15 protein-coding genes are annotated in these 13,502 nt (G+C 71.9%); 4 read left to right on the forward strand and 11 right to left on the reverse strand.

Features of this window, described 5'->3' with window-relative positions:
• Positions 1 to 2: 2 nt before the first annotated feature.
• The 6 genes from gatC to ACWDRW_RS09800 all read right to left on the reverse strand — a co-directional run bounded on the left by gatC (position 3) and on the right by ACWDRW_RS09800 (position 7,452).
• Positions 3 to 299, reverse strand: coding sequence for an Asp-tRNA(Asn)/Glu-tRNA(Gln) amidotransferase subunit GatC (gene gatC / locus ACWDRW_RS09775; protein ID WP_007384860.1), 297 nt, complete (start codon positions 297 to 299; stop codon positions 3 to 5).
• 187 nt (positions 300 to 486) lie between these two features.
• Positions 487 to 2,727: a putative bifunctional diguanylate cyclase/phosphodiesterase gene (locus ACWDRW_RS09780; protein ID WP_451721758.1), complete on the reverse strand. Its 2,241-nt coding sequence runs from the start codon at positions 2,725 to 2,727 to the stop codon at positions 487 to 489.
• A 268-nt stretch (positions 2,728 to 2,995) separates the two neighbouring features.
• Positions 2,996 to 5,188: an NAD-dependent DNA ligase LigA gene (ligA, locus tag ACWDRW_RS09785; protein WP_451721759.1), complete on the reverse strand. Its 2,193-nt coding sequence runs from the start codon at positions 5,186 to 5,188 to the stop codon at positions 2,996 to 2,998.
• A gap of 15 nt (positions 5,189 to 5,203) precedes the next feature.
• The gene (locus ACWDRW_RS09790; protein WP_451721760.1) at positions 5,204 to 6,199 is read right to left on the reverse strand and encodes a methionine synthase; all 996 of its coding nucleotides are present in this window, start codon (positions 6,197 to 6,199) and stop codon (positions 5,204 to 5,206) included.
• Complete coding sequence (locus ACWDRW_RS09795) at positions 6,196 to 6,894, reverse strand: SDR family oxidoreductase (RefSeq protein WP_451721761.1); 699 nt, start codon at positions 6,892 to 6,894, stop codon at positions 6,196 to 6,198. The genes ACWDRW_RS09790 and ACWDRW_RS09795 overlap by 4 nt, the downstream gene beginning before the upstream one ends.
• An 18-nt stretch (positions 6,895 to 6,912) precedes the next feature.
• Complete coding sequence (locus ACWDRW_RS09800; protein WP_451721762.1) at positions 6,913 to 7,452, reverse strand: LOG family protein; 540 nt, start codon at positions 7,450 to 7,452, stop codon at positions 6,913 to 6,915.
• A 51-nt stretch (positions 7,453 to 7,503) separates the two neighbouring features.
• Here ACWDRW_RS09800 and ACWDRW_RS09805 point away from each other — a divergent pair, with 51 nt between their 5' ends.
• Positions 7,504 to 7,827, forward strand: coding sequence for a DUF427 domain-containing protein (locus ACWDRW_RS09805; RefSeq protein WP_451721763.1), 324 nt, complete (start codon positions 7,504 to 7,506; stop codon positions 7,825 to 7,827).
• 36 nt (positions 7,828 to 7,863) lie between these two features.
• Positions 7,864 to 8,646: an alpha/beta fold hydrolase gene (locus tag ACWDRW_RS09810; RefSeq protein WP_451721764.1), complete on the forward strand. Its 783-nt coding sequence runs from the start codon at positions 7,864 to 7,866 to the stop codon at positions 8,644 to 8,646.
• A gap of 31 nt (positions 8,647 to 8,677) precedes the next feature.
• Here ACWDRW_RS09810 and mnmA read toward each other — a convergent pair whose 3' ends face one another.
• A complete protein-coding gene (gene mnmA / locus ACWDRW_RS09815; protein ID WP_451721765.1) occupies positions 8,678 to 9,802 on the reverse strand; it encodes a tRNA 2-thiouridine(34) synthase MnmA in 1,125 nt (374 codons plus the stop codon).
• Positions 9,803 to 9,862: 60 nt separating this feature from the next.
• Here mnmA and ACWDRW_RS09820 point away from each other — a divergent pair, with 60 nt between their 5' ends.
• Positions 9,863 to 10,528, forward strand: a complete 666-nt coding sequence (locus ACWDRW_RS09820) for an N-acetylmuramoyl-L-alanine amidase (RefSeq protein WP_451721766.1) — start codon at positions 9,863 to 9,865, stop codon at positions 10,526 to 10,528.
• Between the two features lie 12 nt (positions 10,529 to 10,540).
• Here ACWDRW_RS09820 and ACWDRW_RS09825 read toward each other — a convergent pair whose 3' ends face one another.
• The 4 genes from ACWDRW_RS09825 to ACWDRW_RS09840 form a co-directional block, all read right to left on the reverse strand.
• On the reverse strand, positions 10,541 to 10,915 hold the full coding sequence (locus ACWDRW_RS09825; protein ID WP_451721767.1) for a DUF1304 domain-containing protein: 375 nt from the start codon (positions 10,913 to 10,915) through the stop codon (positions 10,541 to 10,543).
• A gap of 26 nt (positions 10,916 to 10,941) precedes the next feature.
• The gene (locus ACWDRW_RS09830; protein ID WP_451721768.1) at positions 10,942 to 12,105 is read right to left on the reverse strand and encodes a cysteine desulfurase family protein; all 1,164 of its coding nucleotides are present in this window, start codon (positions 12,103 to 12,105) and stop codon (positions 10,942 to 10,944) included.
• Positions 12,106 to 12,186: 81 nt separating this feature from the next.
• Entirely contained in the window at positions 12,187 to 12,453 is a 267-nt protein-coding gene (locus ACWDRW_RS09835; protein WP_451721769.1) for a DUF4190 domain-containing protein, read from the reverse strand.
• 38 nt (positions 12,454 to 12,491) lie between these two features.
• On the reverse strand, positions 12,492 to 12,644 hold the full coding sequence (locus ACWDRW_RS09840; protein WP_451721770.1) for a hypothetical protein: 153 nt from the start codon (positions 12,642 to 12,644) through the stop codon (positions 12,492 to 12,494).
• Positions 12,645 to 12,765: 121 nt separating this feature from the next.
• On the opposite strand from ACWDRW_RS09840, the gene ACWDRW_RS09845 reads away from it, so the two are divergent.
• Positions 12,766 to 13,395 (forward strand): TetR family transcriptional regulator, encoded by a 630-nt coding sequence (locus tag ACWDRW_RS09845; RefSeq protein ID WP_451721771.1) that lies wholly within the window; start codon positions 12,766 to 12,768, stop codon positions 13,393 to 13,395.
• The last annotated feature ends 107 nt before the right edge of the window (positions 13,396 to 13,502 follow it).

Below are 13,502 nucleotides of genomic sequence, written 5' to 3' on the forward strand. Positions count from 1 at the left end.
TCTTAGTCCTCCCCCAGGATCTGCGGCACCTTGAAACGCTGCTGCTCCTGGGCCGGGGCGCCGGAGAGCGCCTGCTCGGGGGTGAGCGACGGACGGACCTCGTCCGCGCGCATGACGTTCGTCAGCGGGAGCGGGTGCGAGGTCGGCGGTACGTCTTGGTCGGCGACCTCACTGACGCGTGCGACCGCGCCGATGATGTCGTCCAGCTGTCCCGCGAAGTGCTCGAGCTCTTCGGGCTTCAGCTCCAGACGCGCCAGCCGGGCGAGGTGGGCGACCTCCTCGCGCGTGATGCCAGGCATGCAGCGATCCTCTGGGGTGAGTGCGTGTGGTTTGGGCCCAATCCTATGGGGCGGGGACCCGTGCCCGTGAAACGGTTAACAGCAGTCCTCGCGGGAGGGTCCTGCGGCGGACCCGAGGGGCGCGGGAACTGCGCTCAACCACCGGTGCTGCGGACGACCACGGTCGGTGCCGGCACCGACCCCACGCTCACTCGGCCGCCGGCAGCGCGGCGCGCGGTCGCTGCCAGCCCCGCGAACCCCGGGCCCGCAGCCACGCCGTCGTCTCCTCGGGCGGCATCGCCGCCGCGACCAGCCAACCCTGTACGGCGTCGCAGCCCAGGTCGCGCAGCCGTTCCCAGGTCTCGTCGTCCTCGACGCCCTCGGCGACCACGAGCAGGCCGAGCGAGTGAGCCAGATCCACCGTGCAGCGCACGATCTCCGCGTCCTCGGTGTCCACCGCGAGCCGGGCCACGAACGAGCGGTCGATCTTCAGCTCGCTCACCGGGAGCCGCCTGAGGTGCACGAGGGAGGAGTAGCCCGTGCCGAAGTCGTCCAGGGACATCTTCACGCCGTGCCCGGTCAGGCCCGCGAGGGTGTCGGCGGCGCGCTGCGGGTCCTCCAGGAGGACGTGCTCGGTTATCTCCAGCTGGAGCGAGCCCGCCGGGACGCCGTGCCGGGCGAGCCGGGCGGCGACCGATCCGGCGAAGCCGGGGGTGTGGACATCGCGTGGGGAGACGTTGACGGCGACCGGGACGTGCAGTCCCTGGGCCCGCCATTTGGCCACTTGCCCGAGGGCCGTCTCCAGGACGTACTCGGTGAGGTAGGGCATCAGCCCGGAGGACTCGGCGATGGCTATGAACTCGTCCGGCGGCACCTTCCCGCGCTCCGGGTGCACCCAGCGGACGAGCGCCTCCAGGCCTGCCACCTGGCCGTCGAAGCGGACCTTGGGCTGGTAGTGCAGCTGCACCTCGTGCGCGTCGAGGGCCCTTCTGAGATCCCCGAGCAGGCCGAGGCGGTCCGGGGTGTTGGAGTCCCGCTTGGACTCGTAGACCTCCACGCCCGTGCGGTCCCGCTTCGCCTGGTACATCGCCACGTCCGCGCGGCGCAGCAGGCCCTCGGCGTCGAGGGCGTGGTCGGGGAAGACGGCGACTCCGGCGCTGGCCTCCAGGACCAGGGTGAGACCGTCGAGGTCGAGCGGGGAGCTGAGGTCGGCGACCAGACTGCGGGCGACGCGAGTCGCGGACGTCGTGGAGTCGGCGACCGGCAGTAAGACGGCGAACTCGTCGCCGCCCAGACGCGCGGCCTCGGCCCCGCGGGGCAGCGCCAGCCGGAGCCGGTCGGCTATCTGCAGCAGCAGCCGGTCACCGGCGAGATGACCGAGCGTGTCATTGACCGAACGGAAGCGGTCCAGGTCGATCAGCATCAGCGCGGACCGGGCGCCGATCCGCTCGGCGTCGTCGAGCGCGGTCCAGATCCGCTCCAGCAGCCACTGCCGGTTGGGCAGCCCGGTCAGCGGGTCGCGCAGCTGCTCCTCGGCGCGGGCCCGGGCTATCCACAGGGTGGAGTCGAGGGCGATCAGCGGGATGGAGAACAGCGGCAGCAGCACGGGCTTGGCCATGGCGACGACGCAGACCAGCGGGGCGATGCCGAGCAGGGCGACAGCGACGAGGCCCTGTCTGACCAGGGCGGTACGGGCGACGGTGGGCAGGCCCTTGGCGCGGGGGGCGTGCAGGTACCACAGCAGGGTGCGGCTGACCAGCAGGTAGGCGGCGGCGACCAGCACCACCTCGGGGGCGGTGTAGAAGGTCCAGGTGTCGGGGTTCCAGGGCTCCTCGACGGACGGCACCCGGCCGCAGGCGGCGAGGACCAGGGCGCCGGCGGCGATGCCGAGGATGTCCACCGAGCCGTGCAGGACGCCCTGCCGCCAGCGGTGGCGCCGGGCTATGCCGACCAGGACGACGACGGTGAGGCTGACCATCCCGGCGGGCACCCAGCCGTAGAGCATCAGGACGGCGAGGGTGAGGGCGGCGCCGGAGCCGGTGCCGCCCCACCAGCGGGCGCGGCCGAGGGCGACGAGATGGCCGACGATGATGCCGGTGAGCACGGCCAGCGACCAGCCGACGGTGCCGGACGGGAAGAGGGCGTGGCCGCCGGTGAAGGCCCGGTAGAACCCGGCGCCGAGCACGAAGCCGGCCGCCGCGACGACGGCCGCGGGCAGCGCGGGCCAGGACAGGTGCCGCTCGGCGTCTCCGTCCGGCAGTCCGGACAGGTGCCCGGTGCTGAGCTGGACGACGGAGCGGCCGTCCGCCCCGGTGAGTGGTCCGGTGGCACGCCCCGCCGTACCCGGGCTCCCGGTGGCCAGACCGGACCAGCGGCTCGCCCGCCAGGCGCCGGTGACCCGGCGCAGGCGCAGCCGTGAGTCCGGGGCGGCGCTCTCGGTCGGTTCCATTCCCGTCCCTCTCACTGCCGGCGGTGCCCACGCCACGCGGTACCGCCCCCGACGACTCGGGCGGCACCGCGTTGGAAAACCCTTCCCCCGGCTCATCAAGAGCAAGGGAATGCCCCGACCGCAGCTGGGCACGGCAGGCGCACATCTCAACAGTAGGCCGCAGAAGGCTTCCACGGGCAGCGGTCGTCGACGGTTGCCCGAATGCGCCCTGGCCACCCGTATGCATCTGGTATGCGCCGATCGGGTGGCCTTCAACCGCTGCCGTCGGCTACTCCTCGGTCGGAAGCGCGACGTCGGCCGCCGCCTCGGGGCCCTGTTCCAGCAGGACGTTGAAGCCGTCCTCGTTCAGAACAGGGACCTTGAGCTGCATCGCCTTGTCGTACTTCGAACCAGGATTGTCGCCTACGACGACGAAGGACGTCTTCTTCGAAACCGACCCGGTCACCTTGGCCCCGCGGGTCTGGAGCGCCTCCTTGGCGCCGTCCCGTGTGAAGTGCTCAAGAGTGCCGGTCACCACGACGGTGAGGCCCTCCAGCGGGCGCGGGCCCTGGTCCTCGCCGGAGCCCTCCTCCTCCATGCGGACGCCGGCCGCTCTCCACTTGCGGAGGATCTCCTGGTGCCAGTCCTCGGCGAACCACTCCTTGAGCGAGGCGGCGATGATCCCGCCGACCCCGTCGGTGGCCGCCAGCTCCTCCTCACTGGCCTGCTCGATCCGCTCGATCGAGCGGAATTCACGGGCCAGCGCCTCGGCGGCGACCGGGCCCACATGACGGATCGAAAGACCCGTCAGGACGCGGGCGAGCGGGCGGTCCTTGGCCGCACGGATGTTCTCCAGCATGGCAAGCGCGTTCTTCTTCGGCTCGCCCTGCTGGTTGGCGAAGACCATGGCGAGCTTCTCCTCGCCGGTCTTCGGATCGCGCTTGGGCAGACCGCTGTCCTGGTCGAGGACGTACGCCTTGATGGGCAGCAGCTGCTCGATGGTGAGGTCGAACAGATCGCCCTCGTCGACCAGCGGGGGGTCCGCGGGCTCCAGCGGCTTGGTGAGGGCCGCCGCGGCGACGTACCCGAAGTGCTCGATGTCCAGCGACTTGCGGCCCGCGAGGTAGAAGAGGCGCTCACGCAACTGGGCCGGGCAGGTACGGGCGTTCGGGCAGCGCAGGTCGACGTCGCCCTCCTTCATGGGCCGCAGCGCCGTACCGCACTCGGGGCACTCGCTCGGCATCACGAACTCCCGCTCGCTGCCGTCGCGCAGGTCGACCACCGGACCGAGGATCTCCGGGATGACGTCCCCGGCCTTGCGCAGCACCACGGTGTCGCCGATGAGGACGCCCTTCAGCTTGACGACGTCCTGGTTGTGCAGGGTGGCGAACTCGACCTCCGAACCGGCCACCGTCACCGGCTCGACCTGGGCGTACGGCGTGACCCGGCCCGTACGGCCCACGCCCACGCGGATGTTGACCAGCTTGGTGTTGACCTCCTCCGGCGCGTACTTGTACGCGATGGCCCAGCGCGGGGCGCGGGAGGTGGAGCCGAGGCGGCCCTGGAGCGGGATCTCGTCGAGCTTGACGACGACTCCGTCGATCTCGTGCTCCACGGAGTGGCGGTTCTCGCCGAAGTACGCGATGAACTCCCGGACGCCGTCCAGGTCGCCGACCACCTTGTTGTGGCCGGAGGTGGGCAGCCCCCAGGTCTTGAGCAGGTCGTACGCCTGGGAGAGCCGGGTCATGCCGTCGAAGCCCTCCAGGGCGCCGATGCCGTGGACGACCATGTGCAGCGGGCGGGTGGCGGTGACGCGCGGGTCCTTCTGGCGCAGCGAACCCGCGGCGGCGTTGCGCGGGTTGGCGAACGGCTTGTCGCCGGCCTCGACCAGACGGGCGTTGAGCTCCTGGAACTTCTCCATCGGGAAGTAGACCTCGCCGCGGATCTCGACGAGGTCGGGGACGCTGTCCCCCGTCAGGCGGTCGGGGATCTCCGCGATGGTGCGCACGTTGGGAGTGATGTCCTCGCCGGTGCGGCCGTCGCCGCGGGTCGCCGCGCGGGTGAGCCGGCCGCGCTCGTAGGTCAGGTTGACGGCGAGGCCGTCGACCTTCAGCTCGCACAGGAAGTGGTACGCGGAGGTGCCGACGTCCTTGTGGACGCGCTCGGCCCAGGCGGCCAACTCCAGGTCGTCGAAGGCGTTGTCCAGCGAGAGCATGCGCAGGCGGTGCTCGACGGCGGTGAACTCCGTCTCGTACGCGCCCGCGACCTTCTGCGTCGGCGAGTCCGGCGTCCGCAGCTCGGGGTGCTCCTCCTCCAGCGCCTCCAGCGAACGCAGGAGCATGTCGAACTCCGCGTCGCTGACGACCGGGGCGTCCTTCACGTAGTACCGGAAGCGGTGCTCCTCGATCTGCTCAGCGAGCTTGGCGTGCTGTTCCCGCGCCTCGGCGGGCACCGTCGTCTCCGCTTGCTTGTCGCCGGCCACCGTGTTGTCCTCCCGTTACTCAGGGTTGTCCGCGAGTGATCTCGCCGCCCGGACGCAGTGGGCGAGGGCCTTGCGGGCGTACTCGGGGGAAGCGCCCGCGAGTCCGCACGCCGGGGTGACCGTGACGGACTCCGCGAGAAGCCCCGGTCGCAGTCCCAGCCTGCGCCACAGCGTCCTGACACCCATGACGCTACCGGCAGGGTCTGACAATGGGCCGTCCGTGCCGGGGACGACACCGGCGAACAGCCGGGTGCCCTCCTCCACCGCCTCACCGATCACGTCGTCGTCACGCTCGGTGAGGAGCGCGAAGTCGAACGAGATCGCCGTGGCTCCCGCCCGACGCAGCAGGGCGAAGGGGACGTCCGGTGCGCACGAGTGGACCACGACGGGACCGCCCTCGTGAACCCCGACGACATCGCGGAGGGCGGCCTCGACGACCTGGCGGTCCGGGGCCCGGTGCGTCCGGTAGCCGCTGGCGGTCCTCACCTGGCCCCGGAGCACGGTGGTGAGCGACGGTTCGTCGAGCTGGAGCACGAGTTGGGCGCCGGGGATGCGGCGCCGGACCTCAGCGAGGTGCTGCCGCAGCCCCTCGGCGAGCGACGCGCCGAGGTCACGGCAGGCGCCCGGGTCGGAGAGGGCCGCCTCGCCGTTCCTGAGCTCCAGCGCGGCGGCGAGGGTCCAGGGCCCGACGGCCTGCACCTTCACCTGCCCCTCGTACCCCTGGGTGAACTCCTCCAGCGCGTCGAGGTCCTCGACGAGCCAGGACCGCGCCCGCTTGGTGTCCCGCCCCGGCCGGTCCCCGATCCGCCATCCACTGGGCTCCACGCGCGCGTACAGCTCGACGAGCATTCCGGCGGTACGGCCGATCATGTCGGCGCCGGGGCCCCGGGCGGGCAGCTCGGCGAGGAACGGGAAGTCCTCGAAGGACCCGGTGGTCGTCTTGGCGGCCTCCCGGGCGTCACCGCCGGGCAGCGAACCGACGCCGGTGGCGGGGGCGAAGCGAAACGTCACCGGCCCGGCCTCACCGTCAGGTCGTTGACCTCCGCGTCCCTGGGCAGGTCGAGCGCCATCACGATCGTGGTCGCCACGGACTCCGGGTCGATCCACTTCGACTCGTCGTACTCCTTGCCCTCCTGCTGGTGGACCTTCGCCTGCATCGGGCTCGCCGTGCGGCCGGGGTAGACGGAGGTCACCCGGACGCCGTTCGCGTGCTCCTCGTGCCGCAGGGAGTCGGCGAGGGCCTTCAGGCCGTGCTTGGAGGCGGCGTACGCGGACCAGTCGGCGTGGGCGTTGAGGCCCGCGCCCGAGTTCACGAACAGCACATGGCCGCGAGTGGCGCGGAGCTGGGGAAGGAAGTGCCGGGTCAGCTCGGCCGGGGCGATCAGGTTGACGTTCAGCTGGTGGCGCCAGGCCTTCGGGGTCAGATCGCCCACCCGTCCCAGGTCGACCACGCCCGCGATGTGGAGCAGGGAGTCCACCCGGTCCGGGAGCGACTGGTGGGAGAAGGCCCAGGACAGCTTGTCCGGGTCCGACAGGTCGCCCACCAGCGTCCGCGCCCCCGGGAACCGCGCCGCCAGTTCCTTCGCCCGCCCCGCGTCCCGCGCGTGCAGCACGAGTTCGTCCCCGCGCGCGTGCAGCCGCCGCGCCACGGCCGCGCCGATTCCGGAACCGGCCCCGGTGATCACATGAGTTGCCATGCCCGACATCGTCGCATCACGGCGGCCTCACTCCACGCCCTGGCTCTCCTCCAGGTACGCCAGCGCCCCCACCGGCTCCTGTGCGAAGAACACCAGGTCGGCCAAGGGGCGGGGCAGGAAGCCCTCGTCCTCCATGCGCTGGAACTGCTCCTGGAGGCCGTCGTAGAAGCCCGCGGTGTTCAGCAGGACGACCGGCTTGTCCGTGTGCCCGTGCTTCTTCAGCTCCAGGATCTCGGTGGCCTCGTCGAGCGTGCCGGTGCCACCGACCATGATGACCACGGCGTCGGCCTTCTCCAGGAGCAGCCTCTTGCGCTCGGCGAGGTCCCTGGCGATCACCATCTCGTCCACGCCCGGGCGGACCTTCGCGGCGAGGAACTCCACGGACACCCCGACGAGCCGGCCGCCCGCCTCCTCCACCCCGTCGGCGACCACCTTCATCAGCCCGACGTCGGAGCCGCCCCACACGAGCGTGTGACCGCCCTTGCCCAGCAGGTTCGCGAACTCCCGCGCGGGGCGGGTGTAACGCTCGTCGAGATCGGCGGCGGAGAGGAAGACGCAAATTCGCATGGGGCCACGGTACGTGGGAAGAACCGGCGGCCCGCGAGCGCTCCCACAGGCATGGCTGAAGGACACACGATCACGATCGAGCAGGGCACGCGGCGCGTACGGGTCGTCCACGGCGACCGGATCCTCGCCGAGACCGACCGGCCGCTGGTCCTGCGGGAGACCGGCTGTCCCGTCCGCTACTACATCCCGCCGGAGGACGTACGTCTGGATCTGCTGAAGCCCTCCGACACGCACACCTACTGCCCCTTCAAGGGCACGGCCTCCTACTGGTCGCTGCCGGACGCCGCGGACCTGGTGTGGGCGTATCCCGAGCCCAAGCCGGACGTGGCCCGGATCAAGGACCACCTGTGCTTCTACGAAGTAGAAGTGTTGTGACCGATTAGTCCGGCGCCCGATGGCAGGCTGTCGGGTATGGGACACGAGACCAGTTCGCGCGACGGCACTTCCCTCGCGTACGAGAGCACCGGTGACGGCCCGGCGGTCGTCCTCGTCAGTGGCGCGATGTCGACGGGGGCGACGCTGGCGCCGTTGGCACAGTCCCTGGCGGGGCACGGGTTCGCCGTGGTCACGTACGACCGCCGGGGCCGCGGTGAGAGCGGTGACACGGCACCGTACGACGTGGCCCGCGAGGTCGAGGATCTCGCGGCGCTGATCGGGGCGGCGAGCGGGGAGGCGGCCCTGTGCGGGGTCTCCTCGGGCGGCGCGTTGGCGCTGGAGGCGGCGGCGAGCGGGCTGCCGGTGCGTCAGGTAGCCGTGTACGAGACGCCGTTCGCCGTGCACGAGAACGGGAAGGCGGAGTGGGCCGAGTACACCGAGCGGCTCGGCGAGGCACTCGGACAGGGGCGGCGCGGGGACGCCGTGGAGTTGTTCCTCCGGCTCACCGGACTCGCCGAGGAGATGATCCAGGGCGCCCGCCAGTCCCCGATGTGGGCCGGCATGGAGGCCGTGGCGCCGAGTCTCGCGTACGACGCCGCCGTGCTGGGCGACGGCGGGGTACCGGGCGAGCGGGTGGCCGCGATCGAGGTGCCGGTGCTGGCGATCGCGGGCGGCGCGAGCCCCGCGTGGATGCGGGAGGCCGCCCGGGCGGTCGCGGAGGCGGCACCCCAGGGCTCGTACCGCTCTCTGCCGGGCCAGACCCACATGGTCGAGCCGCAGGTCCTCGGCCCGGTGCTGGCGGAGTACTTCGGCGGCTAGTCCTACGGCGCCGCCGGCGTCGCAGGACCGCTCAGGCCACGCCCGCCGTCGCGCGGGTGGTCGTCGAGATCGTCGCCGAGCCCACCACGCGCGTGCCGTCGTACAGGACGATCGCCTGGCCGGGGGCCACGCCGCGGACCGGCTCCGTGAAGGACACCTCGAGGGTCCCGTCGACCAGTTCGGCGGTGACCTCGGTCTCGCCGCCGTGGGCGCGGAGCTGGGCGGTGTAGGCGCCGGGGCCGGTGGGGGCGGTGCCGCACCAGCGGGGCTTGATCGCGCGCAGGGCGGTCACGTCCAGGGCGGCGGCCGGACCGACCGTGACCGTGTTGTCGACCGGGGAGATGTCGAGGACGTAGCGCGGCTTGCCGTCGGCGGCCGGGGTGCCGATGCGCAGGCCCTTGCGCTGGCCGATGGTGAAGCCGTACGCGCCCTCGTGGGTGCCCAGCTTGGCGCCGGACTCGTCGACGATGTCGCCCTCGGCCTTGCCGAGCCGCTTGGCCAGGAAGCCCTGGGTGTCGCCGTCGGCGATGAAGCAGATGTCGTGGGAGTCGGGCTTCTTCGCGACCGCCAGGCCCCGGCGCGCGGCCTCCGCGCGGATCTCGTCCTTGGTGGTGACGGTGTCGCCGAGCGGGAAGAGCGCGTGCGCGAGCTGCCGGTCGTCCAGGACGCCGAGGACGTACGACTGGTCCTTGGCCATGTCGGAGGCGCGGTGCAGCTCGCGGGAGCCGTCCTCGCGCACGATCACCTTGGCGTAGTGGCCGGTGCAGACCGCGTCGAAACCGAGGGCCAGCGCCTTGTCCAGCAGCGCGGCGAACTTGATCTTCTCGTTGCAGCGCAGGCAGGGGTTGGGGGTGCGGCCCGCCTCGTACTCGGCGACGAAGTCCTCGACCACGTCCTCGCGGAAGCGGTCGGCGAGGTCCCAGACGTAGAAGGGGATGCCGATGACGTCCGCGGCGCGGCGGGCGTCGTGGGAGTCCTCGATGGTGCAACAGCCACGGGCGCCCGTGCGGAACGACTGCGGGTTCGCGGAGAGCGCGAGGTGGACACCGGTCACGTCGTGGCCGGCTTCCGCGGCGCGGGCGGCGGCGACGGCGGAGTCCACGCCTCCGGACATGGCGGCGAGGACACGAAGGGGGCGCTGCGGGGTGTCAGTCATAACTCTTCAAGAGTACGGGTCCGCGGGAACCGGGGCCGCCGGGTATCCGTTGACGATCACATGGGGGCGGAGAAGGCATCCAAGGACACGGACCGGCGCATCGGGCGGCGGGCGCTGCTGATCGGCGGCGCCGCGGCCGCGGTGGGCACGGCGGTGCTCGCGCGCGACGAGCTGGGGCGGCTGTGGTGGCGGATGCCCGGCGTGGAGAAGCCGCGCAAGGAGGGCGAGGTCGACTTCGCGGGCGCGCGCTGGGTGGCGGCGTCGGACGCGAACTGGCGGCGCGCGGACCGCCCCGACGACTACGGCATCGACATGGTGATCATCCATGTCACCCAGGGCAGCTTCGACAGCGCGGTGCGGGTGTTCCAGGACCCGGAGCACGGCGCGGCCTCGCACTACATCGTCCGCAAGGACGGCCATGTCACCCAGATGATCCGCGAGTTGGACGTGGCGTACCACGCGGGCAACCGCGACTACAACGAACGCAGTGTGGGCATCGAGCACGAGGGTTTCGTGGACCGCCCGGAGGGCTTCACGGACGAGATGTACGCGGCCTCGGCACGGCTCACGGCCCGGATATGCGCCCGCTACGACATCCCCGTGGACCGCGACCACATCATCGGCCACGTCGAGGTGCCGGGCACTGACCACACGGACCCGGGCGAGCACTGGGACTGGGACCGGTACATGAGGCTGGTCCGCAAGGCGCGTACGGCGACGGCCTGACGTTCCGGCCGCTCAGAACGGCGCCGCGAGCAGGGCGACGGCGGGCGCCAGCCCCTGCCCCAGCGCGCCCTTCCACAGGCGGGGGAAGGAGAGGGCGAAGACCGCGGCGGAGACGATCAGGAAGGCGCACAGGTACACGATGAGCGTGCGGCCCACGGTGGTGTCCCCGGTGTGCAGGGCGACGAAGCCGGCGATCAGGCCCGCGCCGAGCAGCAGGTTGTAGACGGCCACGCCGGAGCGCCACAGGGTGACCTCGGGCGCGTCGGCGGTGGAGGTGGTCAGGAACTCTCGAACGGCGGGGCGGTCGTAGAAGAAGCGCTCCAGGACGCCGACCGCGAGATGGATCAGGGCAGCGGCGAGGACGAAGATCTGCGTGATGACGTTCACGCCCGGATTGTCCTGCGTGCGGAGCCTTACGTCAGCCCCGCCGCACGGGCCCTTTCCACCGCCGGGCCGATCGCCTTGGCCACCGCCTCGACGTCGGCCTCCGTGGAGGTGTGGCCGAGGGAGAAGCGGAGGGTGCCGCGGGCCAGGTCCGGGTCGGTGCCGGCGGCCAGCAGGACGTGGCTGGGCTGGGCGACGCCCGCGGTGCAGGCGGAGCCGGTGGAGCACTCGATGCCCTGGGCGTCCAGCAGGAGCAGCAGGGAGTCGCCCTCGCAGCCGGGGAACACGAAGTGGGCGTTGGCCGGGAGGCGGTCCACCGGGTCGCCGCCGAGGATCGCGTCGGGCACGGCGGTGCGGACGACCCGGATCAGTTCGTCGCGCAGGGCGCCGATCTCCCGCGCGAACCACTCGCGCTGTTCGGCGGCCAGCCGGCCCGCCACGGCGAAGGAGGCGACGGCGGGGACGTCGAGGGTGCCGGAGCGGACCTGGCGCTCCTGGCCGCCGCCGTGCAGGACGGGGACCGGCGTGTGGTCGCGGCCGAGGATCAGCGCGCCGATGCCGTAGGGCCCGCCGATCTTGTGGCCGGAGACGGTCATCGCGGCGAGTCCCGACGCGGCGAAGTCAACGTCGAGCTGGCCGAAGGCCTGGACGGCGTCGGCGTGCAGCGGGACGCCGAACTCGGCCGCGGTGTCGGCGAGTTCACGGACCGGCATGATGGTGCCGATCTCGTTGTTCGCCCACATGACGGTGGCCAGGGCCACGTCGTCGGGGTTGCGGGTGATGGCTTCGCGCAGGACCTCGGGGTGGACCCGGCCGTACTCGTCCACCGGGAGGTACTCGACCGTGGCGCCCTCGTGTTCGCCGAGCCAGTGGACGGCGTCGAGCACGGCGTGGTGCTCGACGGGGCTCGCGAGGACCCGGGTGCGGGCCGGGTCGGCGTCCCGGCGGGACCAGTACAGGCCCTTGACCGCGAGGTTGTCGGCCTCGGTGCCGCCGGAGGTGAGGACGACCTCGCTGGGGCGGGCGCCGAGCGCTTCCGCGAGGGCCTCTCTCGACTCCTCGACCGTGCGACGGGCCTGGCGGCCGGCCGCGTGGAGGGAGGAGGCGTTGCCGGTGACGGTGAGGTGCGCGGTGAGTGCCTCGACTGCCTCGGGGAGCATCGGCGTGGTCGCGGCGTGGTCGAGGTAAGCCATGGTGAGCCCGATTCTACGGGCCCCGCCGGAGTGCGGACGCGGGGCGGGCCGGTGCGGGCGGCCGCCCCGGCCCGGACGGTGTCAGAAGCTCCAGGACACCGTGCCGTCGGCCTGCATGAAGGCCAGGAGGACCACGAGGTCGGCGACTCCCAGGGTCAGGCCCAGGTACGCGCGGCCCCGGCGCTGCGTGCCGCGCCAGAGCGCCACCGCCGCCAGGGTGATCGCGGTCGGGCCGAGGAAGACGTTGAGGACCAGCAGGCCCACGAGACCGAGGATGAAGGACGCCACGGCCATGCCGTCGGCGTCCCGGCGGACGGGACGGGTGGATGTCTCTGCGGTGAGTTGCATGGTGGGTCTACTCCCTGCGCGGTCGGTGACGGGCGCGGTCAGTGGCGGCGGGCGTGACGCTCGCGGAGCGCGAAGACGGCCAGCCAGGCGGCGATCACCACGGCGGCCACGACGGTGAAGCCGAGCGGTGCGTGGGCCACGGTGCCCATGACGACGCCCAGCAGCAGGAGCGCGGCAACGAGAAACAGCATGGGACGAGATCCCCCTCGTGACATTTCGGTGAACGGTTGTAGTAACACTTGTTCACTGACTTAGAAGTCTAACCCGTCCGACGGCTTTTCAATTCCGGAGAACAGTTGTTAACTGCATGGCATGAGTCACACCCTCGGCATCCGGCAGGCCCAGAAGCAGAAGACCCGACAGGCGCTCCTGGACGCCGCGTTGGGACTGCTGGAGGAGCAGAGCCTGAGCAGTCTGGGCCTGCGTGAGGTCACCCGCGCCGTCGGCGTCGCCCCCACCGCCTTCTACCGGCATTTCCGTTCCACCGCGGATCTCGGCGTCGCCCTCGTCGAGGAGGCGCTCGGCAGCCTGCACGCGATGATCCGCGTCACCGTCTCCGCCGACGGCGACCCCGACGAACGCATAGCCCGCGCCGTCGAGTTGATCGCCGGGCACGTCGCCACGCACCCGGCGCACGTCCGGTTCATCGCCCGTGAACGGCACGGCGGGGTGCAGCCCGTGCGCGAGGCCATCCAGGACCAACTCGCCCGTTTCGGCGAGGAGGTGAAGCGCGAGCTCGCCAAGGACCCGCAGTCCGAGGGCTGGAGCGACGACGACCTGCTGATGCTGGCCCACCTCTACGTCGACCAGATGCTCATCACCGCCTCGCTCTTCCTCGACACCCTGGAGGAGGGATCGCGGGAGCAGCGGCAACAGGTCGTCCAGGTCGCCACCCGACGGATGCGCCTCATCAGCATCGGCCGCCGGCACTGGCTGGACTGACACCGGGGCGACCGGGACCACCGGGACCACGGCGAAGGCGGCGCACCCGTCCCGGGTGCGCCGCCTTCGCCGTACGACCGCGTCCGCTCTCGCGTCAGCCCTGCCGG

Source organism: Streptomyces sp. NPDC003635, assembly GCF_053587635.1.

Coding starts and splice junctions, on each gene's coding strand:
- gatC (WP_007384860.1), bottom strand. CDS start 299: ATGCCTGGCATCACGCGCGAGGAGGTCGCCCACCTCGCCCGGCTGGCG.
- ACWDRW_RS09780 (WP_451721758.1), bottom strand. CDS start 2,727: ATGGAACCGACCGAGAGCGCCGCCCCGGACTCACGGCTGCGCCTGCGC.
- ACWDRW_RS09795 (WP_451721761.1), bottom strand. CDS start 6,894: ATGTCGGGCATGGCAACTCATGTGATCACCGGGGCCGGTTCCGGAATC.
- ACWDRW_RS09800 (WP_451721762.1), bottom strand. CDS start 7,452: ATGCGAATTTGCGTCTTCCTCTCCGCCGCCGATCTCGACGAGCGTTAC.
- ACWDRW_RS09805 (WP_451721763.1), top strand. CDS start 7,504: ATGGCTGAAGGACACACGATCACGATCGAGCAGGGCACGCGGCGCGTA.
- ACWDRW_RS09810 (WP_451721764.1), top strand. CDS start 7,864: ATGGGACACGAGACCAGTTCGCGCGACGGCACTTCCCTCGCGTACGAG.
- mnmA (WP_451721765.1), bottom strand. CDS start 9,802: ATGACTGACACCCCGCAGCGCCCCCTTCGTGTCCTCGCCGCCATGTCC.
- ACWDRW_RS09820 (WP_451721766.1), top strand. CDS start 9,863: ATGGGGGCGGAGAAGGCATCCAAGGACACGGACCGGCGCATCGGGCGG.
- ACWDRW_RS09830 (WP_451721768.1), bottom strand. CDS start 12,105: ATGGCTTACCTCGACCACGCCGCGACCACGCCGATGCTCCCCGAGGCA.
- ACWDRW_RS09835 (WP_451721769.1), bottom strand. CDS start 12,453: ATGCAACTCACCGCAGAGACATCCACCCGTCCCGTCCGCCGGGACGCC.
- ACWDRW_RS09840 (WP_451721770.1), bottom strand. CDS start 12,644: ATGCTGTTTCTCGTTGCCGCGCTCCTGCTGCTGGGCGTCGTCATGGGC.
- ACWDRW_RS09845 (WP_451721771.1), top strand. CDS start 12,766: ATGAGTCACACCCTCGGCATCCGGCAGGCCCAGAAGCAGAAGACCCGA.